The organism is Brucepastera parasyntrophica (assembly GCF_022376835.1).
Classification (GTDB): Bacteria; Spirochaetota; Spirochaetia; order Treponematales; family Treponemataceae; genus Brucepastera; species Brucepastera parasyntrophica.
In genome coordinates, this window is record NZ_CP084606.1 from 96,164 (window position 1) to 122,454 (window position 26,291).

At 42.0% G+C, this 26,291-nt stretch carries 23 protein-coding genes and 1 pseudogene; 19 read left to right on the forward strand and 5 right to left on the reverse strand.

The window, feature by feature from the left end; translation table 11 throughout:
* Nucleotides 1-167 precede the first annotated feature (167 nt).
* On the forward strand, nucleotides 168-1,442 hold the full coding sequence (locus tag K7I13_RS00440; protein WP_255947137.1) for a lipase-like domain-containing protein: 1,275 nt from the start codon (nucleotides 168-170) through the stop codon (nucleotides 1,440-1,442).
* Here K7I13_RS00440 and K7I13_RS00445 read toward each other — a convergent pair.
* Both K7I13_RS00445 and K7I13_RS00450 read right to left on the reverse strand, forming a co-directional pair.
* Nucleotides 1,437-2,513, reverse strand: a complete 1,077-nt coding sequence (locus K7I13_RS00445; RefSeq protein ID WP_255947138.1) for a class I SAM-dependent methyltransferase — start codon at nucleotides 2,511-2,513, stop codon at nucleotides 1,437-1,439. The genes K7I13_RS00440 and K7I13_RS00445 overlap by 6 nt on opposite strands.
* Nucleotides 2,500-3,144, reverse strand: coding sequence for a redox-sensing transcriptional repressor Rex (locus K7I13_RS00450; protein ID WP_255947139.1), 645 nt, complete (start codon nucleotides 3,142-3,144; stop codon nucleotides 2,500-2,502). Before K7I13_RS00450 ends, K7I13_RS00445 begins: the two co-directional genes overlap by 14 nt.
* A gap of 467 nt (nucleotides 3,145-3,611) precedes the next feature.
* Between K7I13_RS00450 and ileS the strand changes: the two genes are divergently transcribed.
* The 4 genes from ileS to K7I13_RS15530 all read left to right on the forward strand — a co-directional run bounded on the left by ileS (nucleotide 3,612) and on the right by K7I13_RS15530 (nucleotide 8,641).
* Nucleotides 3,612-6,854, forward strand: a complete 3,243-nt coding sequence (gene ileS, locus K7I13_RS00455; RefSeq protein ID WP_255947140.1) for an isoleucine--tRNA ligase — start codon at nucleotides 3,612-3,614, stop codon at nucleotides 6,852-6,854.
* Between the two features lie 313 nt (nucleotides 6,855-7,167).
* Nucleotides 7,168-7,983 carry a TP0453 family lipoprotein gene (locus tag K7I13_RS00460; protein WP_255947142.1) on the forward strand — a complete coding sequence of 272 codons (816 nt, stop codon included), beginning with the start codon at nucleotides 7,168-7,170 and terminating at the stop codon, nucleotides 7,981-7,983.
* Between the two features lie 125 nt (nucleotides 7,984-8,108).
* Complete coding sequence (locus K7I13_RS00465; RefSeq protein WP_255947143.1) at nucleotides 8,109-8,354, forward strand: FmdB family zinc ribbon protein; 246 nt, start codon at nucleotides 8,109-8,111, stop codon at nucleotides 8,352-8,354.
* Between the two features lie 2 nt (nucleotides 8,355-8,356).
* Nucleotides 8,357-8,641 carry a double zinc ribbon domain-containing protein gene (locus tag K7I13_RS15530; protein WP_369413689.1) on the forward strand — a complete coding sequence of 95 codons (285 nt, stop codon included), beginning with the start codon at nucleotides 8,357-8,359 and terminating at the stop codon, nucleotides 8,639-8,641.
* A 21-nt stretch (nucleotides 8,642-8,662) separates the two neighbouring features.
* Here K7I13_RS15530 and K7I13_RS00470 read toward each other — a convergent pair whose 3' ends face one another.
* Nucleotides 8,663-9,313 (reverse strand): PilZ domain-containing protein, encoded by a 651-nt coding sequence (locus tag K7I13_RS00470; protein ID WP_255947144.1) that lies wholly within the window; start codon nucleotides 9,311-9,313, stop codon nucleotides 8,663-8,665.
* A 57-nt stretch (nucleotides 9,314-9,370) separates the two neighbouring features.
* Entirely contained in the window at nucleotides 9,371-10,351 is a 981-nt protein-coding gene (locus K7I13_RS00475; protein WP_255947145.1) for a hypothetical protein, read from the reverse strand.
* A gap of 293 nt (nucleotides 10,352-10,644) precedes the next feature.
* Between K7I13_RS00475 and mfd the strand changes: the two genes are divergently transcribed.
* Nucleotides 10,645-14,136 carry a transcription-repair coupling factor gene (gene mfd / locus K7I13_RS00480; protein ID WP_255947146.1) on the forward strand — a complete coding sequence of 1,164 codons (3,492 nt, stop codon included), beginning with the start codon at nucleotides 10,645-10,647 and terminating at the stop codon, nucleotides 14,134-14,136.
* A 5-nt stretch (nucleotides 14,137-14,141) separates the two neighbouring features.
* Here mfd and K7I13_RS00485 read toward each other — a convergent pair whose 3' ends face one another.
* Entirely contained in the window at nucleotides 14,142-15,068 is a 927-nt protein-coding gene (locus K7I13_RS00485) for an AEC family transporter (RefSeq protein ID WP_255947147.1), read from the reverse strand.
* 240 nt (nucleotides 15,069-15,308) lie between these two features.
* Here K7I13_RS00485 and K7I13_RS00490 point away from each other — a divergent pair, with 240 nt between their 5' ends.
* The 13 genes and pseudogenes from K7I13_RS00490 to K7I13_RS00550 all read left to right on the forward strand — a co-directional run bounded on the left by K7I13_RS00490 (nucleotide 15,309) and on the right by K7I13_RS00550 (nucleotide 26,181).
* The gene (locus K7I13_RS00490; RefSeq protein WP_255947149.1) at nucleotides 15,309-15,587 is read left to right on the forward strand and encodes a DUF6941 family protein; all 279 of its coding nucleotides are present in this window, start codon (nucleotides 15,309-15,311) and stop codon (nucleotides 15,585-15,587) included.
* Between the two features lie 240 nt (nucleotides 15,588-15,827).
* Nucleotides 15,828-16,702, forward strand: a pseudogene (rfbA, locus tag K7I13_RS00495) (glucose-1-phosphate thymidylyltransferase RfbA).
* Nucleotides 16,703-16,705: 3 nt separating this feature from the next.
* Nucleotides 16,706-17,242: a dTDP-4-dehydrorhamnose 3,5-epimerase gene (gene rfbC / locus K7I13_RS00500; RefSeq protein WP_255947150.1), complete on the forward strand. Its 537-nt coding sequence runs from the start codon at nucleotides 16,706-16,708 to the stop codon at nucleotides 17,240-17,242.
* Entirely contained in the window at nucleotides 17,239-18,108 is an 870-nt protein-coding gene (gene rfbD / locus K7I13_RS00505; protein ID WP_255947151.1) for a dTDP-4-dehydrorhamnose reductase, read from the forward strand. The genes rfbC and rfbD overlap by 4 nt, the downstream gene beginning before the upstream one ends.
* A 4-nt stretch (nucleotides 18,109-18,112) precedes the next feature.
* Complete coding sequence (rfbB, locus tag K7I13_RS00510; RefSeq protein WP_255947152.1) at nucleotides 18,113-19,204, forward strand: dTDP-glucose 4,6-dehydratase; 1,092 nt, start codon at nucleotides 18,113-18,115, stop codon at nucleotides 19,202-19,204.
* Nucleotides 19,197-19,628, forward strand: a complete 432-nt coding sequence (locus K7I13_RS00515) for a VanZ family protein (protein WP_255947154.1) — start codon at nucleotides 19,197-19,199, stop codon at nucleotides 19,626-19,628. Before rfbB ends, K7I13_RS00515 begins: the two co-directional genes overlap by 8 nt.
* 43 nt (nucleotides 19,629-19,671) lie before the next feature.
* Complete coding sequence (gene rfbF / locus K7I13_RS00520; RefSeq protein ID WP_255947156.1) at nucleotides 19,672-20,451, forward strand: glucose-1-phosphate cytidylyltransferase; 780 nt, start codon at nucleotides 19,672-19,674, stop codon at nucleotides 20,449-20,451.
* Nucleotides 20,444-21,514, forward strand: a complete 1,071-nt coding sequence (rfbG, locus tag K7I13_RS00525; protein ID WP_255947157.1) for a CDP-glucose 4,6-dehydratase — start codon at nucleotides 20,444-20,446, stop codon at nucleotides 21,512-21,514. The genes rfbF and rfbG overlap by 8 nt, the downstream gene beginning before the upstream one ends.
* A gap of 15 nt (nucleotides 21,515-21,529) precedes the next feature.
* Nucleotides 21,530-22,351, forward strand: coding sequence for a DegT/DnrJ/EryC1/StrS family aminotransferase (locus K7I13_RS00530; protein ID WP_255947158.1), 822 nt, complete (start codon nucleotides 21,530-21,532; stop codon nucleotides 22,349-22,351).
* On the forward strand, nucleotides 22,348-22,869 hold the full coding sequence (locus K7I13_RS00535) for a DegT/DnrJ/EryC1/StrS family aminotransferase (RefSeq protein WP_255947159.1): 522 nt from the start codon (nucleotides 22,348-22,350) through the stop codon (nucleotides 22,867-22,869). The genes K7I13_RS00530 and K7I13_RS00535 overlap by 4 nt, the downstream gene beginning before the upstream one ends.
* Before the next feature lie 16 nt (nucleotides 22,870-22,885).
* Nucleotides 22,886-23,764 carry an NAD-dependent epimerase/dehydratase family protein gene (locus K7I13_RS00540; protein WP_255947160.1) on the forward strand — a complete coding sequence of 293 codons (879 nt, stop codon included), beginning with the start codon at nucleotides 22,886-22,888 and terminating at the stop codon, nucleotides 23,762-23,764.
* A 122-nt stretch (nucleotides 23,765-23,886) separates the two neighbouring features.
* The gene (locus K7I13_RS00545; protein ID WP_255947162.1) at nucleotides 23,887-24,363 is read left to right on the forward strand and encodes a hypothetical protein; all 477 of its coding nucleotides are present in this window, start codon (nucleotides 23,887-23,889) and stop codon (nucleotides 24,361-24,363) included.
* 834 nt (nucleotides 24,364-25,197) lie between these two features.
* Nucleotides 25,198-26,181 (forward strand): glycosyltransferase family 2 protein, encoded by a 984-nt coding sequence (locus K7I13_RS00550; RefSeq protein ID WP_255947163.1) that lies wholly within the window; start codon nucleotides 25,198-25,200, stop codon nucleotides 26,179-26,181.
* Nucleotides 26,182-26,291 lie beyond the last annotated feature (110 nt).

Sequence of the window (26,291 nt, forward strand, 5' to 3'; positions counted from 1 at the left end):
TAAGTCCGTAAAAAAGCATTTATAAAACCTGACAGCTGTCTTATTAAAAAATAAGTTTTTTCCTGGACTCTGGGAGGCATGAACACCTCTTTATTTTTTTTATTTTTCTGTTATATTGTTTTTATGCAGTATCAGATATTTCGCGTTTATATCCGGAGACAGTACTGATGGGTAACACAGATACTCCGATAGTTTTTTGCCACGGGCTGTTTGGATGGGGTGACTGTAAGCTTGGCGGATATCCTTATTTTGTTTCTGCTAAGTTTTTGAAACAGAAAATGGGGGACGCGCTTCCTCCCTTTATCTTCCCGTCAATGGGGCCTATTTCTTCTTTGCATGACCGGGCCTGCGAGTTGTTTTTTCATATAAAGGGCGGATTAACAAATTACGGTATTGACCATAGCAAAAAATATAACCATAAGCAATATTCACGGTATTATCACTTTCCCGGTATATGCCAGCCTGATGTTCCTGAATCGGAACGGAGTACGGACTGCTTTTCAGAAGATGAAATGGCGCTGTACCCCGCATGGGACGAAGATCACCCGCTTGATTTTGTTGGGCATTCAATGGGAGCTGTGGTTATACGGATGCTTCAGTATCTTCTGGAAACGGATTTTTTTTATGAACAGTGCGGTTTTCCCGAACATACCAGCGCAAAATGGGTAAGGTCGCTTACTTCAATCGCCGGAGTTCATAACGGTTCAACCCTTGCATGGGTTATGGGGGCAAATGAAGAAACCGGTCTGCTTGAGCAGCATGCCTATGCGGTCAGAATACTCCTCAGAATATTGAACCGGTACGCCAAGTTTCAAACCAGACATCCAAACCTTGCGAAGATGTATGATTTGCATCTTGACCAGTGGGGACTGGACCGGAAAGTCCCCCTGCTTGAAATTTTATCGGTTATACAGAATGAACCTGATTTTATCAGGGACATAGACTGGGCCCTGTATGATTTAACTCCAAACGCCATGGAAAAATATAACCGCTTTCTGAAGGAATATCCCGATACATGGTATTTCAGTTATGTGACGCGTTCAACAATTCCGCTTTTCGGAAAATATGAATTTCCTTTATTCTATTTTACCCGTTTTTATTTATGGCCGTTTGCGTTATCTATGGGACATTACAAGCCGAAAAGCAAACGCTGGCGGAAAAAAAGAATCCAGATGTGGCGCGCAAATGACGGCATGTGTCCTTCCGCGTCCCAGGATTATCCCCGGCTCGGACGGATAGGAAAACATGCCTCATTAAATGCCCGGAAAAAAATAAAAGAAAAAATATCGCCGGGTATCTGGCATATAAGGCGGAGATTCAGAAAGGTCGATCATTTTGAAGTCGCAATGCAGCCCCATTTTTTCAGGCTGAAAAAGGGGTGGCGCATTTACGAGGAAATAGTAAAAACAATTATGCTTATACGGAGCTATGCCGACTCATGACCAGAATATATCCGCGTCTTTTTTTTGTATGGCCCATAAACGGTGTATTTTCCTGTTACGGAAATCTTCAGGTATAGACTTGTCGGACAGGTCACTGATAGCGAGCGGTTCCTGTACCTGCTTTCTGATTGCATCCCCATCAAATTTCAATGACCGTGAATTCGTTGAAAAAAGAAGGGTTCCTCCCGGAGCAAGAAGAACAAGGCAATTCAGGCACAGTTTTTCCCAGTCGCGGTTTATGTCGAGAATATTTTTTGTACGTTTTGAATTTGAAAATGTAGGCGGATCACAAATAATAATATCCCATTTTTTATCCGGAAATGATGAATTGATTTCAGTGATAAATTCCTTTGCATCCATCTGAATACTATTATACGCCGGAACAGTTTTCCGGTTTTTTTTAAAATCCGGAAAAGCTGCGGATTCCGGATGAAAACCATTGAGTCTGAAATTTTCGCAGGTCCAGGCTACATATGTTTTTGAAATATCAACCGAGTCAACACAGCGTGCTCCTCCGGCTGCAGCGTGAATGGAAAAGGCCCCTGTGTAACAGAAAAGGTTGAGAACATTTTTTCCCTTGCTTTTGTTTTTTACCTGCAGACGGGCAGGGCGGTGGTCAAGAAAAATACCGGTATCAAGATATCCCGAAAGATTGATGCGGAAAAGCGAACCATATTCTTCGATAATGATGGTATAGTCTTTGCCCTCTGAGCGTCCGTACTGGTTTTCCGTTCCGCGCTGTCTTTTCCGTGTTTTTGAAAAAATATTCCTGTCCGGAATATTGAGAATCTTTCCGGCTGTGTTTTTCATTTCTTCCAGCCAGGATTCCTCTTCATCTTCATTTTTTTCATAGGGACGTTCATAAAGCGCGAAATGCAGATACAGGTTTTCCGTTTTGTGCTCTCTGAAAAGATCAACTGCAAGAGGAACTTCTGGAATGTCCCGGTCATAAAGGCGGTAGCAGCTTACTCCGGTTCTTGCCGCCCATTTCCGTAAATGCCGGAACCGCTTATCAAGACGGTTCGCAAACATTTCAGCCTGTTCCCGGATTTTGTTTTCAGGTATTATCATTTTCCCTGAGATTTATCATAACACAGAGCATGGCGTAACCTGAAGTTAAATCTTCCTGCTGGACAATAATATGGTCCGGGACCTTCAGTTTTGCATTTGTGAAATTCCAGATCGCAGTAATGCCCGCTTCCACCAGATCATTGGCGATTGCCTGCGCATCTGAAGAAGGAACTGTCAGAATGGCGATAGCCGCGTTCAGTTTTTTAACCTGTTCCGGAATATGTTCCGGTCTGTATACAGGAACTCCATGTATATTTTTTCCGGCTTTTTCCGGGTCCTGATCAAATGCGGCGCATATATTCAGGCCGTGCAGTTTGAATTCCCGGTAACCGGCGAGCGCGGTTCCCAGATTTCCCGCTCCGACCAGAATCGCGGGCTGCATTTTATCCCATCCGAGAAAATGTTCAATCGCTGCGATAAGTTCCTCTATGGGATAGCCTTTTTTAGGTTTTCCGACAATGCTGGTTATTGCAAGGTCCTTCCGTACCTGGATAGGCTCAAGATGGAGTTCCTGGGCGATTACCGTTCCCGATATATATGTATTGCCTTCATTCTGATATTGACGGATAATCTGGAGATATGACGGGAGGCGTCTGATTGACGGGGCAGCTGTAACTTTCTGTCTGGCCATGCATTATCCTCGTTATATCGATGTTTTTTTAACGATATACTGTTTGCTTCGTAAAGTCAAGGATTTATTTCCGGCAAAAACCTGTAAATCATCAGCCTGTACCGATAATGACTTGCGTTTATATAAAAAATAGTATATCTAGAGCTTGTTACAAAACTCGGTTAGTTTTGTAACAAGCTTTTCAAAGAAAAATCTATTTCTATTCGATATAAAGAAATAGATTTTTCTTTTGCTACATCCAAGGTTGCAATTTCAAAACTTTCTCAGTTTTAAAATTGCCTCTCTATAGAAATGAATTCAGAAATTTGGTATAATTATTCAAGTTTTTGCATAAATGCAAAATATAATATAATCCTTTACTGTAAGTTTCTGATGTAAGGAATTGGTTAATTCTTTTCATCGGAAACACTTACAATCGGAAATAGTCAAATAATCTAAATTATTTGACTATATAGGAGTCTGCGAGTATGTTTGAACCGGTTGATCCAAAAGTGAGTTTTCCTGCGCAGGAAGAAAAAATTCTGTCCTTTTGGGAAAAAAATGACATTTTCAAAAAATCGATAGCAAACCGTGAGGACGCTCCTGAGTATGTATTTTATGACGGACCTCCCTTTGCCACCGGCATGCCCCATTTCGGGCATTTTGTTCCGAATACCATTAAGGATATTATTCCCCGATACCAGACTATGAAGGGGAAGAAGGTCGAACGCCGTTTTGGCTGGGACTGTCATGGTCTTCCTGTTGAAAATCTTATTGAGAAAGAACTCGGACTCAATTCAAAAACCGATATTGAAAAATACGGTGTCGCGGAATTTAATGAGGCCTGCCGGGCAAGCGTGCTCCGGTATGTTCATGAATGGCGTCAGACCATTACAAGGCTGGGCCGCTGGGTTGATTTTGATAACGACTATAAAACCATGGAACCCGATTATATGGAATCAATCTGGTGGAGCATGAAAGTTCTGTGGGATAAGGGACTTCTGTATGAGGGTTTTTATATTCTTCCGTATTGCCCCCGCTGCGCTACCGTTTTGTCAAACCATGAGCTGAATCTCGGCGGCTACAAGGATGTGCATGATCCTGCCATAACCGTAAAGTTTAAAATCACGGGAATTATGCCGGGAAGCGGAGCAGCCTCAGCTTTTAAAAAAGCGGAAGAGCTTGCCGACGGAAAGACGTTCCTTCTTGCATGGACAACAACTCCGTGGACACTTCCGAGCAATCTTGGTCTGGTACTTGGACCTGATATTGATTATGTCCTCGTTGCGGACGGAGATGAACGGTATATCCTTGCCGAGGCCCGTCTTGACGCCTACTATAAAAATAAGGATGACTACACGATAATATGGAAAAAGAAGGGAAGTGAACTTCAGGGTATTACTTATGAACCCCTCTTTCCTTATTTTTCCGGCCTTGAAAAAAATGAGGACGGGACCCGCGGCGCTTTCAGGACCTTTGTCGACGGATTTGTTTCAACCGAAGACGGTACCGGGATTGTCCACGCTGCTCCGGGATTTGGTGAGGACGATAACAGAATATTCAAGGGTACCGGCGTTCCAACTGTCTGTCCGGTAGACGCCGAATGTAAATTTACCGCTGAGGTTTCTGATTATCAGGGGCTTTTCGTGAAGGATGCCGACAAGGCTATTATGGACCGGCTCAAGGCCGAAGGCAAACTTGTTAAGCGTGATCAGATACTGCATTCCTATCCCCATTGCTGGCGCTGTTCCAGTCCTCTCATTTACCGGGCGGTAAGCAGCTGGTTTGTCAAAGTTGAGGATATCAAGCAGAGTATGCTGAAGGCAAACGCCGGTATTACCTGGCAGCCCGCGCATATCAAGGACGGCCGGTTCGGAAAGTGGCTGGAAGGCGCCCGCGATTGGGCTATAAGCCGCAACCGTTACTGGGGCAATCCGCTGCCGATATGGAAATGCCCCGACTGCGGTAAAACCCTTTGCATTGGCAGCCGTCAGGAACTGAAGGACCTGTCCGGCGTATATCCTGATGATTTGCATAAACATTTTGTGGATAAAATCACGATCCCCTGTGACTGCGGCGGCACAATGAGCCGCGTTCCCGAAGTTATGGATTGCTGGTTTGAATCAGGGGCCATGCCGTACGGACAGTATCATTATCCCTTTGAAAATAAGGAAAATTTTGAAAGCCATTTTCCTGCGGATTTTATTTCTGAGGGTCTTGATCAGACAAGAGGATGGTTTTATACATTAACCGTACTAGCAGCGGCTATTTTCGATAAGCCGGCATTTAATAACTGTATTGTAAGCGGACTTGTTCTTGCTTCCGACGGGAAAAAAATGTCCAAGTCTCTGCGGAACTATACTGATCCGATAATGGTTGTAAATGAATTCGGAGCGGACGCCCTTCGTTTGTTTTTGATACATTCCGCAGTAACAAAGGCTGATGATCTCAGATATACGGATGAGGGTGTCCGCGATATTCTGAAAGGCATAATGATTCCCCTGTGGAACAGTTACAGTTTTTATGTTACCTATGCCAATATCGATAAGGTTGAACGTCCGGCCGGAAAAACGGCTGACGGAACAAGCCAGAATCCGCTTGACCGCTGGGTTCTTTCAATTACCGAAAAAATGGTAAAAGAAGTTACCGAGGCCCTGGATGCATACGATTTAAGCCGAGCGGTTGATCCTGTCGTTACTTTTATTGATCAGCTTAATAACTGGTATATCAGACGTTCCAGGAGACGGTTCTGGAAAAGTGAAAATGACGGCGACAAGGCTCTTGCCTATGATACACTGTATTACGCGCTGAAAAAACTTATACTTATTGCGGCGCCGTTTGTTCCGTTTATAACTGAAACCATCTGGCAGAATCTCAAAAATGATGGTGATCCTGAGTCAGTCCATCTGGCGGATTATCCCGTATATGACGAATCGCTCCGGGATCTTCATCTCGAATTTAAAATGGATACCGTACAAAAGGCTGTTTCCATGGGGCGCAGTCTCCGCTATCAGTTTAATTTAAAAACGCGGCAGCCCCTGAAGGCGGTTGAACTTGTGACACGGAATCCGGAAGAGAAGAAGGTCCTTCTCGAAATGGAAGAAAGTATCAGGGAAGAACTGAATGTTAAGGAAGTGCTTTTCCATGATAAAGAGGATGAACTTGTTGAATATACCGCCAAGGCAAATTTCCGGGTTCTCGGAAAGGAACTGGGCGCTTCTATGAAACAGTTTGCAGCCGAAATAGAAAAACTTTCTTCTTCCGTAATTCAGTCAATTCTGGACGGCGCGACACTGAGCATTGAGGTTGACGGCCAGCATGTTGAATTGACCGCGGAAAAAATTATCGTCACCCGTGTTGAAAAAGCCAATCTCAAGGTTATAAATGACGGAACGCTTACTGTCGGCCTTGATACCGAAGTAACGGAAGCCCTTTTTCTCGAAGGCTGCGTCCGTGATCTGGTGCGGGGAATCCAGAATCTCCGCAAGGAAAAGGGTCTTGAGGTAACAGACCGTATAAAGCTTTCAGTTTCCGCGACACAGGCACAGCCTGAAGAGGACAGGGAAAAACTGAAAAAAGCCTTTACCCTGTTCCGGGATTATCTGATGGCTGAAACTCTTTCAGTCAGCGCGGAATGGGTGGATGACTTTGCATCGGTACAGACAAGCATGAAACCCGTATTGATTGAAGCCGGCGACTACAGCTGGGAAGCCGTACTTGTAAAGGAATAAAATACTCCGCCGCAGAACAGCGGAGTATTTTTCTCTCCCGTGGAATTGCCTCGGGTTAAATACCATGGAACCTACAAAAACGAACGTTTTTATAGGTTGTTATAAAAACTGCCGCAGAGCAGGCAGACCTTTGGTCTGGGGTATTAAACCCTCGCCTCGAATAACATGATGCAGGGCTGTGCTGAAACCACACCCTGCATACATGTATCACTGTGTGAGGGGCATCGTTTCCGAATGGAAGAACACTTATGAATGACAGTCAGAAAAGGCGTAAAGGATATAAACCGGCGGTTTATTTTTTGTTTTCGCGATTATGCTGTTTCTTTTTACCGGCTGCGCCGGGCAGCGGCCTCCGGAGCAAATAAACCCTCTTTCAGTTTTAGGAACAGATGCGCTTGCCTATCTTGTGCTTCCTGTCAGCCAAAACCGCGAGCTATGTGAAATTGTTTTAAATAGGAATGATTCGTTTGCCGGGAACACCGATGTATTTCTGAATCGGGCGGAAATTCTGTATGCGGGGGTTTTCCAGGAAGAAGATACTGACGGTTTTCCCGATTTTCGGGTTTTTATGCGCGGAGCCTTTCCGAAGGCAGCCGCGTCCATGATTTTTCCTTCAAGAAAGGGATGGATTAAAAATAAAACAAAGGAATCCGGGACCTGGTATCAGGCCGGCGTACTTGAGACGGCATTGCCGTATGACAATATAGTATGTATTTCAACCGCGCAGAATATACAGCAAATGCTTGTAAATTTGAAAAACCCTTTTGCAGCGGCGCCGGATAATCTGCCGCCCGGATTTACTGCCTACGCGGAAAACCCATCGGATGCAAAAATAGGTTTGTACGTTAAAGATCCTGCTGTCTGGGCTTCTTCGGTATTTGCCATGCCTCTTACTTTGCCGGTCAGCTATATTGAGATGTATGCCGGAAAAAATATTCTGCCGGAAGGAGGGTATATGCTGTCATTATTTTTTGGTGTACCTGATGCCCGGATGGTCCGCGCTGTCACCGCCATGCTCAGGATTGCGTTTGACCGGCCTGTATCTTCCGATGGAACAGTCGTGTCGGTAACCGGTATATATGTTCCGACTGAGTATCTTGCCGGAATGTTTGATTTTTTGTATTTTTAAGACAGAGATAAACCAGTAACATAATAATTGTTGTGATGTTATCTTTATGTATTTATAAAACGGTCAAAATGCCGAAACACTAATTATAAACAAAAATACTATAATGTATTTATGGGGACACCGTTATGCCAACATATGAATATGCATGCGATTCATGCAATAACAATTTTGAAGTATTTCAGAAAATGTCAGATGAACCGGTAAAAGTCTGTCCGAAGTGCGGCGAGAACGTAAGGCGGGTATTATCGGGCGGAATAGGAATCAGTTTTAAAGGTTCAGGATTTTACGTAAATGATTCCCGGCCCGCGGAAAAAAAAGAAACCGCCCCTTCAAGTAAACCAGCTGATTGTTCCGCCTGCGCCAGTAAGTAGCAGTGGAAAAGCGTGCCAAATTTTTCTGTGAATCCTGCGGCAATGAGGTAAAACAGAATGATAAAATCTGCAGTCACTGCGGCCGGTTTTTCTCATCGGTAAAATGCCCAAAATGCGGGCTGTCCGGAAATTCCCGTATGTTCACCAGAGGATGTCCGAAATGCGGCTATGCCTTTGGAGGCGGAGAGGAAGATAAACGCGGGGCAGTCCGTGCGAGGAAAAAAAACAACGTACCGCTTCCGAGGCCGAACCTCTGCCGTGGTGGATTTATGTGCTTTCAGGCTTGATGCTTGCGGCAGTGATAATTCTTATTCTTCTGCAGCGGTGAGTTTGCGTATTTCATCACGTATGCTATTATCCATCTCAGACAATTCAAGCTGAAGATAATGGGTGTTTTCGACAACTCTGCATTCCGGCGAAAAAGTTTTGTCACCAACCTTAAGGCTGCATTGATTAAGAACCGTTCCCTTTGCAAGGCTGTGCGTCAGAGAGGGAGTGTCGGGTCTGAAAAAAATAATGTCATTTTTGATTTGTATGATTGTACCTGTAATAATGATCCCGGAGTCAGGACTGGTAAAAAGCAACCAGACCGGAAGCTTCCGGCGTTCCGGAAAAATAGCGTCTGATACTGTTTCTGCCTTCCTGTACCGCCGGATGATTTTTTCAAGCCTGTCCGGCCTGTTATGCAGATCACTGTTAATAATTGCCTGCACACCGATATGCAGAGCCTTATCGGCCTCTTCAATAGTGAAGCGGTTGTTAACAAAAAGAATTATTACTGTTTTTTCCTTATCAACATAACTGCGGATAAATTGCGTCAGGGTTTTCCAGTGCCGGGGAAAATCCACTGCATTGATAAAAACAATATCGGGCATAATTTCTTTTATGTTATCAAGGGCCTTAATTGGAGAATGATACAGCACAAAATCAAAATCAGCTAACGCGCCTTTTTTCGGCATACAGTCTCTGTTTTGATTTTCTGTTACAACAAGCGCCTTCATTCTCTGCCGGAATTCCTATTCTGTCCCCAGATTATCAACCGTATAATCGTATACGCGCCATATATCATCTTTCAGGCCGAGATAATAGGTATATCTTTTTCTCTCGCGGAATGTGCGGTAGTCAAACCACTGGATAACGGTAACTGTTCCTTTCGTATCGGTATATGTTGTCCGTTCAATCGTGTAATCAACGGGAATGGTCGATATATCCCTGTCGACCGTTGCCTGGGACAATTCGGTTTTATAGTTTTCAATCATCTGCAGGCGACCGGCTTCTGATTCATTCCTGAATTTGCGTCCCTTAACCGGATCGCGGGAAAGCATCTGTTCCAGATCGAGATACAGGAAAAACTGGTCCCACTGGCTTTTTTGCCGCGCGCTCAGGATATAATCAATAACCTGGTCAGGCGGAATGGACTGGGCCTGCAGAATACTCCGGTCAGCTGATGACAGGGGAAGAATCCGTACGGCAGCAGGTCCCGGCGACGGTTTTACTTCCAGCGTTAATTTGTTTGATGTAACATAGCTTTCGCCTGTTATGTTTCTTTTGAGTTCAGGAAAAAATTCGCATTCAATAAGATATATACCGGGCTGAGTTATGGAAACATAATCTTTCAGATTTTCAATGACGGAATATGATTCCCCCGGTTCGACGCTGAGTTCGCGGAAATAAATATGACTGCTTGTTGTCCGCTTTCTTACCCAGAATTCCGTATGGTCCAACGCGCGGTTACGCGTGTTCACCGCGGAAAAGTCAATACTGAAGAAATGATCGTCAGCTATTTTAAATCTGACCGGTTCGGTCCCGTTATTTGATATTGTCAGCTGGATATAAATAGGCTCGGATGAAGAATCGCCGGGGTAATAAATACTCTGGTTATAGAATTGTATTGAAACATCAGCTCCCAAGGCAAAATCCGTGTCTGTACCGGTAGTTGAGAAAATAACGCCTGTTTCTATAAAAATACATAATAAAATGAAAAAAAGTTTTTTCACCGGTTTTATACTCCATAAAAAGGTATGTTTTCGGGAAAATCTGACAGTTTCCGTATTTTCAGGAATGCTTGATATACTTTTCCCTTTTCATCTTATCGGTTTTTTTTATTCTATCCATTAGACACAAAATAACAGAGCTGTTCACAATGCCGGATTTTTGAAAAACGGCCGTAATTTTATATGAAAATCAGCATATTGTCCCGGTTTTCCCAGGTTTTTACCAAAACCAGCCGGACTTATAAAAAGTTCAGACTTCTTTTGTAAACTGCGATTTAATGATATGATAACAGAATATGGATGTCAGCGTACTTAAGAAAGCGATACATAACTGGTCATCAATGTCTGCGGTTCTTTCAGAATTAAATGAACAGAAATGGCCCTATGAAATTGAAGGTGTTCAGGGCGGACTGCACGGTTTTTTTCTTTCCGAATATACGGATACTTTTCCCGGCCTGGTAGTTATCATTGTTCCCACGGAAAAGGAAATTGAGAGCCTGTCCCAGGATTTGGACCTGACCGGCCTTGATTTTGATATTTTTCCGTGGTGGGGGACTATAGCGTACAGACCCGTTCCGCCGGGGGCTGTGGTATTCGGACAGCGAGCGGCCCGTCTAGCGGAACTTTGCATGCCAATAAAAAGCCAGAATGAAAAACCGCATATCCTGGTAATGACTCAGCGGGCCTTTCTTACTCCTGTTCCTCCTCCCGATTACTTCCGGTCACTGCTTTTCCATCTTTCCAAAGGCGATGATTTTGATTCCGCGGCTCTTGCCGAAAAGCTGGCATTATACGGATATACCCGGGTTCCCCGGGTTACGGTCCGGGGGGAATTTGCCCTGCGCGGGGAGGTCCTCGACGTATTCCTTCCCGGCGAGATGTATGCCCACCGAATTGTTTTTGATTTCACAAAAGTAGAACAGATAAAACTGTTTAATACGGCAGACCAGAGTTCTGTGGAAACCCTTGATGAAGTTGTCCTGTATCCGGCAAAGGAAGTTGTGTGGGATCAGACTAATATAGCCCACCTTTCCGGCAAACTGGCTTCACTGCCGGAATTCGGAAACTCGCCGCAGGAAATAGCTGGCCGGCTTACTGATCAGGGAACCTTTGAGGGTGAGGAAATGTTTTTCCCGCTTGCTTTCAGCAGACATTATTCGGTCCTTGATTATATTTCCAATTATAATAATGAATCGGTCTTTGATCCCGCTGTTTTTTATTTTGATTATGACCGTCTGGAAAATGCCCAGGAAACCATCGAGCGGGAGTATCTTGGACTCTACAGAAAAGCCCGCGGCGCCGCGGGCCGGGACAGTCTCAATCCGGATCAATACGGCGGGAAAAATACCCTCCCTTCCTTTGAGGTTCCGGAGCCGCAGCGTATTCTCCTTGATTTCAGAAAACTCTGCGCTTCATACACAAAAAGTCTGCTTTTCAGGACAATTCATAAAGAATCCGGCGCCGGTGTCAGTTATCTGAGGCTCTCCTGCGATCCTCCCAGGAGTTTTTTCGGAAATATCACATATCTGAAAGAAGAACTTGAAAATCTTATCAGTGATGACTGGCGCATTTATATTTTTGCCGAAAGCGAGCATCAGGCCCTGAGAATACGGGAAATTCTCAAGGATTTTACCGTTACTGTTATTCCTCTCAATCTGTCTTCCGGGTTTGGAATTCCCGATCTGAAAATTCTCGTAATACAGGAAAATGAAATTTTCGGACGGCGCAGACATATCCCGAAATCGGTAAAGCATGCAAAAAGTTCCGTAATAGATACTTTTGTGGAACTGAATCCCGAGGACTATGTCGTACATGTCAATTATGGTATTGGCCAGTTTAAGGGGATTGAACGGGTCCGCGCCCTCGGAAATGAACGCGATTACATTAAACTTGAATACGCGGATAATGAAACTGTTTTTATTCCGATTGAACAGGTCAATCTCATCCAGCGGTATATCGGCAATGAAGGTGAAAATCCCCGTCTTGACCGGCTGGGATCAAAATCCTGGGAAAACAGGAAAAACAGGGTAAAAAAGTCGGTCGAGGATATTGCGCAGAGGCTGATTGATCTGTATTCACACCGGAAAGCTTCCCGGGGTTTTGCCTTTCCGAAGGATACGGAATGGCAGATCGCTTTTGAGGCCGCTTTTCCCTACGAAGAAACAGAGGATCAGCTGACAGTAATCAAGGAAATAAAAGCCGATATGGAGAGACCGGTTCCCATGGACCGGCTGATATGCGGTGATGTCGGTTACGGAAAAACCGAAGTTGCCATGCGCGCCGCCTTTAAGGCTGTTATGGGAGGGAAACAGGTTGCCTTTCTTGCTCCGACCACTATTCTTGCTGAGCAGCATTATGAAACCTGTATTGAGCGTTTTGAAAAATTTCCCGTCCGGATTGCGCAGTTATCCCGTTTTATTTCACCGGGAGAACAGAAAAAAATACTTGAGCGGCTGTCAAACGGCGAAATCGATATTCTGATAGGAACGCACAGGATAATCCAGAAGGATGTCCGGTTTAAAAATCTGGGGCTTATGATTGTCGACGAGGAACAGCGTTTTGGGGTCAAGGACAAGGAACGGCTCAAGGAAATGCGGACAAATATTGACAGCCTGGCATTGAGCGCGACACCCATACCCCGGACCCTTCACATGAGTCTGCTCAAAATCCGTGATATGAGTCTTTTAACGACTCCGCCCCAAAACCGTCATCCCATAGAAACTATTATCGGCGAGTTCAGCCCGGAACGGATCGCGGAGGCGATCCGATTTGAGGTTGAACGGGGCGGGCAGGTTTTTTATCTGCACAACCGGGTCGAAACACTTACCGAAACACGGATAATGCTGGAAAAGCTGGTTCCCGAAATGCTGATCGATTCGGCGCACGGCCAAATGTCTTCCTCTCATCTGGAGGATATATTTCACCGCTTCAAAATGGGCGGTTTCCATGTTCTCATTGCAACGACAATTATAGAAAACGGTATAGATATTCCAAATGTAAATACTATTATTATTGACCGAGCAAACATGTATGGAGTCTCCCAGTTATATCAGCTCAGGGGACGGGTAGGGCGCTCCTACAGAAAAGCCTATGCCTATCTCTTTTATCCGGAAGACAGATCCCTTTCCGAAATAGCCATAAAGCGCCTGCAGGTTATTTCCGATTTTACTGAACTCGGTTCAGGTTTTAAAATCGCAATGAAAGACATGGAAATCCGCGGAGCGGGAAATCTGCTTGGCAAGGAACAGTCCGGCGACATTTATTCAGTCGGCTTTGATCTGTACCTGCGCCTTCTTGAAGAAGCAATTCAAAAGCTTCAGGATTCCGACTATGTGGCTGAAGCTGAGGTATGGCTTGAACTTGAGTATACCGGATTTATTCCGGATTCCTATATACCGGTTGCCCAGACCAAGATGGAAGTGTATAAGAAAATAGCCGCAATTTCGACTCAGGATGAACTTGACAGTGTATACCTTGAACTGCTCGACCGGTTCGGGCCTATTCCTGAGGAATTGCACAGCCTCCTTGCTCTTGCGGAAATAAGAATTATTTGCCGCAATCTTTCAATCTCGAGTCTTAATGAAAAGCAGGGCAGCGTCCGGGTCGAGTTTTCAAAGGTCGCAAAGGTATCGGTGGACAGGCTTTTGCGTATGATGCAGGAATCAGCGGGCCGGGTTAAACTTGACCCTCTCCATCCGAATGTTCTCATCCTTGAAACGGGAAAAATAGGCTTAAAGGAAAAAAGCGAATTTATCCGTGAAAAACTGGAACGTCTTTCCGCGGGGTAATGGCCTTACAGAATCATTGCCAGAACCGGAATCGTTACCACAGAGAGCAGGGTAGTCATACATACAATAGCGGACGCGCTTTCGGCGTCCCCGCCGTATACCGCAGCCAGCAGACTGGCGTTTGACGCCGCTGGCATTCCTGCTATGATAACCGTGATATAAAAGGGGTCACCGCTTACATTGCAGAGTCTGAGAATTACCGCAGTCAGAAAAGGCCACACAACAAGGCGCAGAATACTGACTATATACATCCGCCAGTTCTTAAGTATGGGCGCGAGTTTTGCCTCGCTGAGGATTGCGCCGGTAACAATCATGGCAAGCGGTGTAGTAATACTGCCCAGCATATTGAGCGGCATTGCAATAAAAGGCGGAATATAAACCGAAAATATAAACAGAATAAAACCGGCAATCGAAGCAAAAACATTAATGTTAAGCGCCTTACCAATAAGGGCCCGGAAAGAATGTTTTTGCGGCTCCTGACCGATGCCTTTCCCTATTATAATAATTCCGATTGAAAAAGCCAAAAGATTAAAGAATATATTATGAATGGCTGTAAGAAAGAGGGCTTCTTCACCCAGAATTGATGTTACAACAGGAAATCCGATAAAAGCGGCATTTGAAAAACTGAGGGTAAAGGCATAAACTCCTGACTGTTCTTTGCTGACCCGCAGAAGTTTTACTGCGGCCAGAGACAGAAGTATAATTCCTGCATAAAAAAGCCCTGACGTAAGCAGTGTGGCCATTGCTTCGCCGAACAGTTCACGTGAAAAAGGCTTTTGAAAAGACATGAAAATAAGGGCGGGCAGGCTTGTTTTTATTATCAGGCGGCTCAGTCCCTTCGTCGTTCCCTGGTCGAGAATCCTGAGCTTCCCGGTCACAAAACCGACCCCCATCAGTATAAAAAGCGCCAAAATCTGGAATAAAACAGGCATAATGTACATTATTGAGCAAAAAAACAAAGAAAACAAGATGCAGCAACCCTGAAAAGTCCCTGTTCACATATCTATTGTATTTCTGCAAATTATAAGATAAAATGACAATGTTTACATAAAGATAACATTGGTTATAGCCTGTTCCGGCGGCATAGCAGTAATGTTTTCTGGTCAGATATTCCTCTGTTTTCTTTTTTTGCAAAAAAAGACCGCAGAGTGGGTTTATTTAAAGGAGATAATATGGCTGAACCGGTTCTTGTAGGACTTCTTTTTGCGGACAGAATAATTACTGAAAATAACGGGAAAAAAGGTATAATAGGCACATTCAGTGTTTTCAGCGCAAAGGCTTTTCCTGTTGTTTTCCCACCCTGGTCAATTTATGCTGCCGTAACCAATTTGACGGGAAAGCATACCTTTTCCATAAATCTGGTCCACGATGATACAATGCAGGTTATTCTCCCCATAAATGGCGAGCTGAATGCGGCAACTCCTGAGGATGTTGTTGAATTAACCCCATGATTATGGGAGCGCCTTTTCCAAGAGAGGGGACCTATACGCTTACCTTTAATATAGACGGGAACCAGATCGGGGCAAGAGTTTTGCAGGTAAAACAGGGCCAGAACCCTCCGCAGGAAGACTGACGCTTTACCGGGTAAAACGGTTTTGTATACCCTGAAAAACCGGCATGCAGCTTTTCCGCCGGTAAAATCTCTTTTAGTACAAGACTCTCCGCGTGAACCGAAATAAACAGGTATAACAATGAAAGGAATCATACTTGCCGGCGGCGCTGGCACAAGACTGTATCCTATAACAAAGGCTGTTTCCAAACAAATTCTTCCCCTGTATGACAAACCGATGATTTATTATCCGCTTTCGGTTTTAATGCTTGCGGACATAAGGGACATTCTCATCATTTCTTCTCCTCGGGATATAGGCCTGTTTAAGGAACTTTTTGGTTCAGGCGAGTGGCTGGGAATGAGGTTTGAATATGCTGTGCAGGAAACACCCCGGGGACTTGCCGATGCCTTTATTATCGGAGAGTCATTTATCGGAAATGATTCCTGCGCTCTGGTCCTCGGCGATAATGTATTTTACGGAAGGGGCTTCAGCCAGACCCTGAAAAATGCGGTAAGCCGCGTGAATAGAGAGGGCGGCGGTTCCATCTTCGGATATTATGTTAAGGACCCGTCTGCGTACGGCGTCGTTGAATTTGATTCTGACGGAAGGGCTCTCTCTATTGAAGAAAAGCCTGTCAGTCCAAAATCCCATTATGCGGTCCCTGGTCTGTATTTTTATGATAACAGGGTAGTCGATATAGCAAAAATATTCAGCCTTCGGCCCGGGGTGAAATTGAAATAACTGATATCAACAATAGCTACCTTGGACAGAGAAAGCTGTCTGTTGAAGTTCTGGGCCGGGGAATGGCCTGGCTTGATACCGGAACCTGTGAAAGCCTGCTTGAAGCCGCCAATTTTATTGAAACTGTGCAAAAACGCCAGGGCATGTATATTTCCTGCATAGAAGAAATTGCATATCTCAATGGCTGGTTAACCAGGACTGACTTGCTTGATCTCGCATCCGGATATACAACAGCATACGGCGAATACCTGAAATTTATTGCGGGGAATATATAGATCATGTCTTTCAGTTTTAATGCCTGTTCCATAAACGGTCTCTATGAGATTTTTCCCAAAGTCTATGAGGACCGCAGAGGCTGTTTTTTTGAATCCTATTCCGAACGTGATTTTTTTTCCGCTGGACTTACCATGCATTTTGTGCAGGATAATCAGTCGCGTTCATCCAGAGGAATTCTCCGGGGACTTCATTTTCAGAAAACACACCCGCAGGGAAAACTGGTCCGCGTTATTGAAGGTACTGTTTTTGACGTGGCTGTCGATATCCGGCAAGGCTCACTTACTTACGGTAAATGGCATTCGGTTATTCTCGATGATAAAAGACAAAACCAGTTTTATATTCCCGAGGGCTTTGCCCACGGTTTTTTGGTTTTATCCGAAAGCGCGGTTTTTTCATATAAATGCACTGATTTTTATTATCCCGATGATGAGGGCGGAATTGTATGGAATGATCCCTCAATCGGAATCGACTGGCCCGATCTGGGAACGGAATATGTTCTTTCCGAAAAAGACAGAAATCTGCCGGGATTTGCGGAATGATCTGGCTCATCGGAAACAGGGGAATGCTGGGTTCTGAAATCGCCGGTGTGTTTGAAAAAAACGGCATTCCGTTTATCGGAACAGACAGGGAAATCGATATCACCGACCTGAATGCCTTGGAATCCTTTGCTCAAACCCAAAAAGAAATACAGCCCATTTCATGGATAATAAATTGCGCAGCCTATACCGCTGTCGATATGGCGGAAGATGATGCTGTACTCTGCAGAAAACTGAATGATGAAGGCCCCTCAAATATTGCGTATCTTGCGGATAAAACAGGGGCCAGACTGATTCATTTTTCCACGGATTATGTGTTTAACGGAAAGAATGACCATCCGTATAAAGAAGATGACCCGACCGATCCCATTGGCGTTTATGGACTTACAAAACGGGATGGAGAAATAAACATCCTCAAAAACAATAACGCCTCCTACATAATCAGGACGGCCTGGCTGTATGGTGTGCATGGCAATAATTTTGTATATACCATGCTGAAACTTATGCGGACGAAAAACAGTATTTCCGTGGTCAATGATCAGATTGGTACTCCAACCTGGGCCCACGATCTTGCGGAGATAGTTTTCATGCTGATAAAAAGAACAGATGAAACTGATCCTGTACCATATGGTATTTATCATTTTACAAATGACGGAATTATTTCATGGTACGACTTTGCTCTGGAAATATACCGGCAGGGCAGGACAACCGGACTTTTGACTGATGATTGTATTATTAACCCCTGTTCCAGCGAAGCGTTTCCTTCGAAAGTCCGCAGGCCTGCCTATTCAGTACTGGATAAAGAAAAGATAAAAAAACATTGGGCATTAATCTTACGGCATGGGATACCAGCCTCGGAGAGTTTTTAAAATTATGCGAAGTCTGAAAAATATTCTGGTAACCGGCGGATGCGGTTTTATTGGATGCAATTTTATCCGGGTCATGCTGAAAAAAACATCCGATTTTACCGGCCGTATTATTAATCTTGATGCCCTTACCTACGCGGGTAATCCGGAAAGTCTGTCTGATATCGAATCCGAATTCGGAAATACCAGATATTTTTTTGAACACGGTGATATATGCGACCGACCGCTGGTCGAATCATTATTCAGAAAATACAATATTGATACCGTAGTACATTTCGCGGCCGAAAGTCATGTTGACCGTTCCATACATGGTCCGGAAGCTTTTATAGTAACCAATGTTATGGGGACTTTTACCCTGCTTGATATTGCCCGGAATATATGGAAAAATTCCGGCGGCACAATGCGTGATGATGTATTATTCCATCATATCAGTACCGATGAGGTATACGGTTCTCTCGGTGAGTCCGGTTATTTTACCGAGACAACGGCCTATGACCCCCGGTCTCCCTATTCCTCCAGCAAGGCTTCAAGCGACCATCTGGTTTCCGCATATTATCATACGTACGGATTACCGGTAACGATCTCCAACTGTTCAAATAATTACGGCCCGTACCAGTTTCCTGAAAAACTTATTCCCCTGATGATTCTGAATATGCTGGAAGGCAAGCCTCTGCCGGTATACGGCGATGGAAAAAATATCCGCGACTGGCTCTATGTGGAAGACCATAATTCCGCCGTGTGGGCAATACTGAAAAACGGCCGGAACGGCGAAAGGTATAATATCGGCGGTGAAAATGAATGGGAGAATATAGCACTGCTTTATGAACTGATTGCTATTGTATCAAAGAAGACAGGAATTGACGCGGAAAAAATCCGCGGAACCATAACCTTTGTCCGGGACCGTCCCGGACACGACAGGCGCTATGCAATTGACTGCAGCAGAGTAAAATGCGATCTCGGCTGGAAACAAAGCGTTTCATTTGAAGCCGGGTTAAATAAAACCGTCGACTGGTATCTGTCCAATTCAGAATGGGTAGACAGGATAAGAAGCGGAGAATATAAAAAATGGGTGGAGAAAAATTATTCACAGCGTGTTTGAAAACAGGATCTTTAAAATTATAGCTAAAATTCCCGCCCTTATTGTTATAGCTGCAATCTGGTTTCTTTCGTCACAGAGTACGCTTCCCCAGCCGAAGGGCATATTAGGAATCGATAAGATACAGCATATAATAGCTTTTGCCGTACTCGCTGTATCGATATCATTCTGGTTTCCTGCCGGACAGTGGAAACAGCATTCTTTGCGGACAATAATAATAATTATCGGGATAACGTCCGCATACGGCGCGGTTGATGAGATTCATCAATATTTTGTTCCCGGCAGGGACTGTAATATCTGGGACTGGCTCGCCGATACAATTGGGGCGGTTGTGGGGACAGTACTTAGTCTTATTGTGATAAAGTTTAAAATAAGAAGCAGAGAAATTAAAAACCAGGTACAAATGAATTACAGGACTGATAAATAGCTTTATGCTATAAATTGAGGAAGAAAAAATTGGAGTATGCGCAATGAAAGTAGTGCTTTTAGCTGGAGGTTATGGAACCCGACTTTCTGAGGAAACTGATTTACGCCCTAAACCGATGGTTGAAATTGGTGGGCAGCCAATTCTTTGGCATATAATGAAAATATATTCTCATTACGGGTTTACCGATTTTGTTGTTTGCTGTGGATATAAATCGTACTATATAAAAGATTATTTCTACCATTATTATATGCATGCGGCAGATATGACAATTGATTTATTTTCAAATGAAGTTCAATACCATAATTCATATTCAGAGCCATGGAAGATTACTTTGGTTGATACAGGTTTGAATACGATGACCGGAGGAAGAATCAAACGGATTCAGAATTATATTGGCAATGAACCTTTTATGCTGACATATGGAGATGGTGTCGCAAACATAAATATTCATCAACTTATCGAATATCATAATTCAAAAGGTAAATTGGCAACATTAACGGCAGTTCAACCATCCGGTAAATTTGGTTCACTCGAATTGGCTGAAGATGCAAGTATTGAATCATTTTTTGAAAAACCCCAGGGAGATGGTTCATGGGTAAGTGGCGGTTTTTTTGTACTTCAGCCGGAGATATTTGATTATCTTACTGAAGGCGACAGTACTGTTTTTGAGCATGCTCCTCTGGAAGAGTTAGCCAGAGATAGACAATTACAATCATTTAAACATACAGGTTTCTGGAAATCTATGGATACATTACGGGATAAGTCAGAACTCCAAAAATTATGGGATGAGGGAAATGCTCCATGGAAGGTGTGGAATGATTGATTTGTCATTTTATAAGGGCAAAAAAGTTTTTATAACCGGACATACAGGATTCAAAGGTGCCTGGCTCTGTCGTATTTTGCTGATGTCCGGTGCTGACATATGCGGTTATGCTCTTGAACCGACAAAGTCCTCTTCCTTGTTTACTCTTACCGGTATTGAAAAACATATGAACTCTGTCATAGGTGATATCCGTAATCAAGATTCACTAAGAAAAACCATAAGAAATTTTCAGCCAGAAGTTCTTTTTCATTTAGCAGCCCAACCTCTTGTACGTCTTTCATATCAGGAACCTGTCCTGACTTATGAAACTAATATTATGGGAACCGTGAATGTTCTTGAAGTTTTGAGGGATATCCCTTGTATCAGATCTTTTATTAATGTCACTACTGATAAAGTCTATGAAAATAAAGAATGGTGCTGGGGGTATCGGGAAAATGAAACGCTCTGCGGTTATGATCCGTATTCAAACAGTAAGTCATGTAGTGAACTGGTAACTTCTAGCTACAGAAATTCTTTTTTTATGTATGATGGGGCTCCTGCAATTTCAACAGCCCGTTCCGGAAATGTTATTGGCGGCGGAGATTATTCTGACGACAGAATAATTCCCGATTGCATTCGTGCGGTAAGTTCTGGGAACCAAATTATTGTTCGAAACCCTTTTTCTATAAGACCCTACCAACATGTGCTTGAATGTCTTTACGGATATTTGCTTTTAGCAAAAAAACAATATGAAGATATCAATTTAGCCGGCTCATATAACTTTGGACCCCATGATGAAAGTTGTATTTCTACCGGACAACTTGCAGATTTGTTTTGTTCCATCTGGGGTAATGAAACATCATGGGTAGCGCTAGATAATGAAGGTCCGCATGAAGCAAATTTTCTAAAACTTGACTGTGCAAAAGCAAGAACTGCATTAGGCTGGAATCCTGTATGGAATATCAAGAGAGCAGTTGAAAAAGTCGTTGAGTGGAACAAAACTGTAATGCAAAACAACCCCGCTGAAGAAATAACCGATAAACAAATAGCAGAATATTTTTCATTTTGTAAACAAATAAACTAATTTTCAGGTGGATATATGGCGGAATCAATAGACAAAGAAGAATCAAAAAGACATATTCTCCAAAGTGTTGCAGAGTATTATCAGGCTTTTATGGTACCTCAACCTTATGAAAATGGTAGTCGTATTTCCTATGCATCCAGAGTATTCAATGAGCAGGAAATGATAAATTTAGTTGATAGCGCATTGGAATTTTGGTTGACTTCAGGGCGGTATACAGACCAGTTTGAAAAGCATTTTGCCAATTATCTTGGAGTTCCTTATTGTTCCTTGGTCAACTCTGGTTCATCTGCAAACTTACTGGCTTTTATGGCGTTGACTTCTCCTCTGCTTAATGAGCGAGCTATAAAACGCGGTGATGAAGTAATTACAGTTGCCTGCGGATTTCCTACAACAGTAGCTCCTATACTTCAGTTTGGTGCGGTCCCAGTTTTTCTTGATGTAACAATACCACAATATAATATTGATGTTTCAATGCTTGAGTCTGCTTATTCATCCAAAACAAAAGCGGTAATGATAGCGCATACTTTGGGGAATCCGTTTGACCTGCAAGCAGTAAAGAAATTTTGTGATAAATACAATTTATGGCTGATTGAGGATAATTGTGATTCACTTGGTTCCCAATACCGTATTAATGGAATTGAAAAATTTACCGGTACAGTCGGTGATATAGGAACTTCAAGTTTTTATCCGCCTCATCATATGACTATGGGAGAGGGTGGCGCTGTATATACTTCAGATTCACTGCTCCATAAAATAATTCGCTCAATGCGTGACTGGGGAGGGATTGTATCTGTCCTTCAGGCAGAGATAATCTTTGCGGGCATCGCTTTGACATGAAATATGGCGATCTGCCGGCAGGCTACGATCATAAATATGTTTACAGTCATTTTGGATACAATCTCAAGGCAACTGATATGCAGGCTGCAATTGGGTGTGCACAGTTAGAAAAATTCCCTTCTTTTGTAGATCGTCGCCGGTATAATTGGCAGCGGCTTTATGACGGCTTGAAAGATCTACAGGATAAATTAATTCTTCCTGAAGCTGCGCCAAATTCAAATCCCAGTTGGTTCGGATTCCTCATTACATGCAAAGATGGTTTCAGTAGAAATGAGCTGGTAAAACATATAGAGAAAAATAATATTCAAACCAGAATGTTGTTTGCTGGGAATCTGATTAAACATCCCTGTTTCGATGAGTTACGCAACTTGGGTACAGGATATAGGGTTGTTGGAAACTTACAGAATACTGATAGAATTATGAATGATACTTTCTGGATAGGTGTCTATCCGGGTATGAACAATGAAATGATAGACCGGATGGTTCAAGTTATAAGAGAACCGGTAGAACGATCTTAATCAGGAATTAGAAACAATGTCTGAAACTATTCTTATTACAGGCGGAACAGGTTTTTTAGGTTCACATCTGGCTCATAGTTTATTTTCTGAAGGATATAACATAATTATTTTAAAGCGGAGTTCTTCAGATATATGGCGTGTAAAGGACATTGCAGATAAAATACAATTTTATAATGCTGATTTAGATGGGTATGAGGCTCCATTCAAAAAACAAGTAATTGATATTGTTATTCATACAGCTTCTTGTTATGGGCGGCGTGGTGAAAGTACATATACTATTCTTGAAACAAATGTACTCGCTGGATTAAAATTACTTGAGGCTGCGGTTATGTATGGCTCGAAATATTTTATTAATACCGATACTTTTTACGAGAAATACTATAATGCTTATAGCTTATCAAAGAAGCAATTTGTTGAATGGCTTATCAATCGGTCACCGGATATCCAATGTATAAATATGAAACTCCAACATATGTATGGATCTAATGATAATGAGCTGAAATTTGTGCCTTGGGTATTAAAACAGCTTCAAGAAAACAAAAGTGTTATTAATTTAACAAAAGGTACACAGTTGAGAGATTTTGTACATGTTAATGATGTAGTTTCCGCCTATTCATGTATATTACAGAACAAGAATCAGTTAGACCGGTTCACAGAAATTGATATTGGTACGGGTCATCCGGTAACTGTCCGCGATTTTGTATCTGAATTAGCTACTCAATATAAAGTATTGTATCCTGAAAATTCAACGGTACTTAATTTTGGCGCTGTTGAAGATGATGAAAAAGAATTAATGGATATTACTATTAATGATAAGAAAATGGTTTCTTTAGGATGGGTTCCGTCGATACAATACACTGAAGGAATAAAAATAATGCTAAATGAAATAGCTTAATTTAAATAATATTACCGAAGTATCAAAAAATTACAGATCAGAAAAAGAAAGCTAATGAAAAAAAATAAAGACGATTTACTGAGTGAGTCAATGAAAGTTTTTTTACAGATTAAGAGTACGGCATGAAAATCATACAACCACACAGAGATTTGATTTTTACATTATTTAATTATCTTTGGCGTTTGTTGTCCGGGCCTTTAACGATATTATTTATCCCTTTATTTCTTTCTGCGGAACAGCAAGGATATTGGTATTTATTTGGCAGTATTTCCGCGCTATCAACATTTGCTGATTTGGGTTTTTCAAATATTATCCTACAGTTTTCAGCGCATGAGTTTGCTTTTTTGTCCTTTGATGAAAATGGTGTTTTAACGGGCGATTCTGAACACCTCAAAAGACTCGGAAGTTTCTTCAGATTTATAATAAAATGGCTCTCTACAATTTGCAGCATTGTTTTTCCATGTATATTTGTTGTTGGAATTATCTTTTTTGTCCGCGATGGTGTTTTACATGACTATATTTTACCTTGGATAATCTATTCTATAGGATCTTTAATCAATTTTTTAATAATTCTGTTCTATCTTTTATTGAAGGATTAAACAAAATAGAAGTTGTTCAGAAGATTCGCTTTCGTGTCGCAGTTATTAATTCCTTTATAGTTATTATTGTCTTAGTTTTGCATGGCAACATATATGCTTTGTCTTGTGCTATGCTGATTAGTTCTTCTTCAATATTTCTTTCGATTTTTGGTACCTTTCGGAAGCTTCTTCATTATTTACTGACTGTATCGAAGGGTTTTATACATAGCTGGAAAAAAGAAATCCTTCCGTTATTTTCTAAATATGCATTAAGCTTTTCAAGCGGATATTTTATATTTCAGATTTATACGCCTCTAATGCATTATTTTCATGGACCTGTAATGAGCGGAAAAGTCGGCATTTCATTATCACTGATTACTGCCGTTTACAACATGAGCAGCATCTGGTTATATACAATAACACCTAGATTGAATATGCTTGTCTCTGTCAAAAGCTGGGATAATTTAGACCGGTTGTTTAAGAAGCGGTTCGTTTTGGGCATTGCAACATATTGCCTTATTAGTTTATGTGTCGCTTTATTTGTTATTTTGTTTAGAGATTTTTGGATTTTTCCAAAGATATTTAACCGATTTTTATCATATAAATCTCTTGTGATATTGGCTTTTTGTTATTTATTGCATTTCTTTGTAAATTGCTGGGCACTTTATCTGCGTGGCCATAAGCAAGAACCCTATTTTATTACATCAATCTTTTCTGCTGTTTTTATATCCATTTCTACATATTTTTGTGGGAAATATCTTTCTGCAGATTTGTTCTTTCTTGGTTTTTTGACTAATTATATTATTTTGACGCCAATAGCTGGAATGATTTTTTATAAATGCAAGAGGAAATGGCATGAAGAACAGTCTTAATCCTGTTTTATCGGTATGTATACCGACCTATGATAGACCGGATAAAATTTCAGAATTACTAAAGCGTTTGTCTGTTCTTCAAAATATTGACTCTGTTGAAGTCATAATAATTGATAACGCTTCAGAAAAAACTGTTTCTGAAATATATTCCGAACTTGATATTGTTATTCCAAATATAACTATTTTGAGAAATAACATCAATATTGGAATGAATGCTAATATATTACGCTGTATTGAGTATGCAAAAACTTCCTGGGTTTGGTTGTTAAGTGATGATGATATTCCTTTAGAAGATTCATTGAACACTATTCTTTGCGATATATCCGTACCTGAAAATCAGGACACTGGAATAATTAAATATTCATCGGAATTAGGGAGTGTTTTAGATAATGTCCGTTATAGTGAGCTTGATAAGTTTTTTATTTTTGTGACAGATAATAACTTATTTTCAAATTTACTGTTTATGTCTACATGCGTTATTAATAAAAAAAAATATGAAAAATATTATAGCAGGGCCTTGGAAATGTCCTTTAATTGTTTTTCTCAGTTATATCCTCTGTTTTATTTATTATATGAACGAAAGGGTGATATTCTGTTTTCCTCATGTTTTGTTTGTCATTGGGGCATTCCAAACAAAAAAACACACTGGTTTTACGGCAGTGTATATATGAATATTCTGACAGGTTTTTCATTGATTCCCTTTTTTTCAAAACGAAAATTGAGAATAATCATGAAGAGGTGGCTTGGTTTCAGGTTTCGGAGTATATTCAAGATAGTTTTTCTGATGAAAATGAAAGGATTAAATTCTAATGAAATATACTATGCTTTTAAAAAATATTTGAGCTTTTTCTTTCCATCTTTTTTCTATAATTTACTTTACCCTATATGCTTTTTTCTTTGTTTTATGATACTGTCTTTTCCAATCGAATCTGTACCTCTTATTCGAAAAACATTAGAAAATAGCTAGTTTTTTGTAATTCTTCGCTTGGTATCTGAGAAGTACTTGTATTCATTTTTTCTGAAAAATATATCTTTTCTGTTTGAGATTTTTATCAGATTTTGTATGGGCAAATGGTT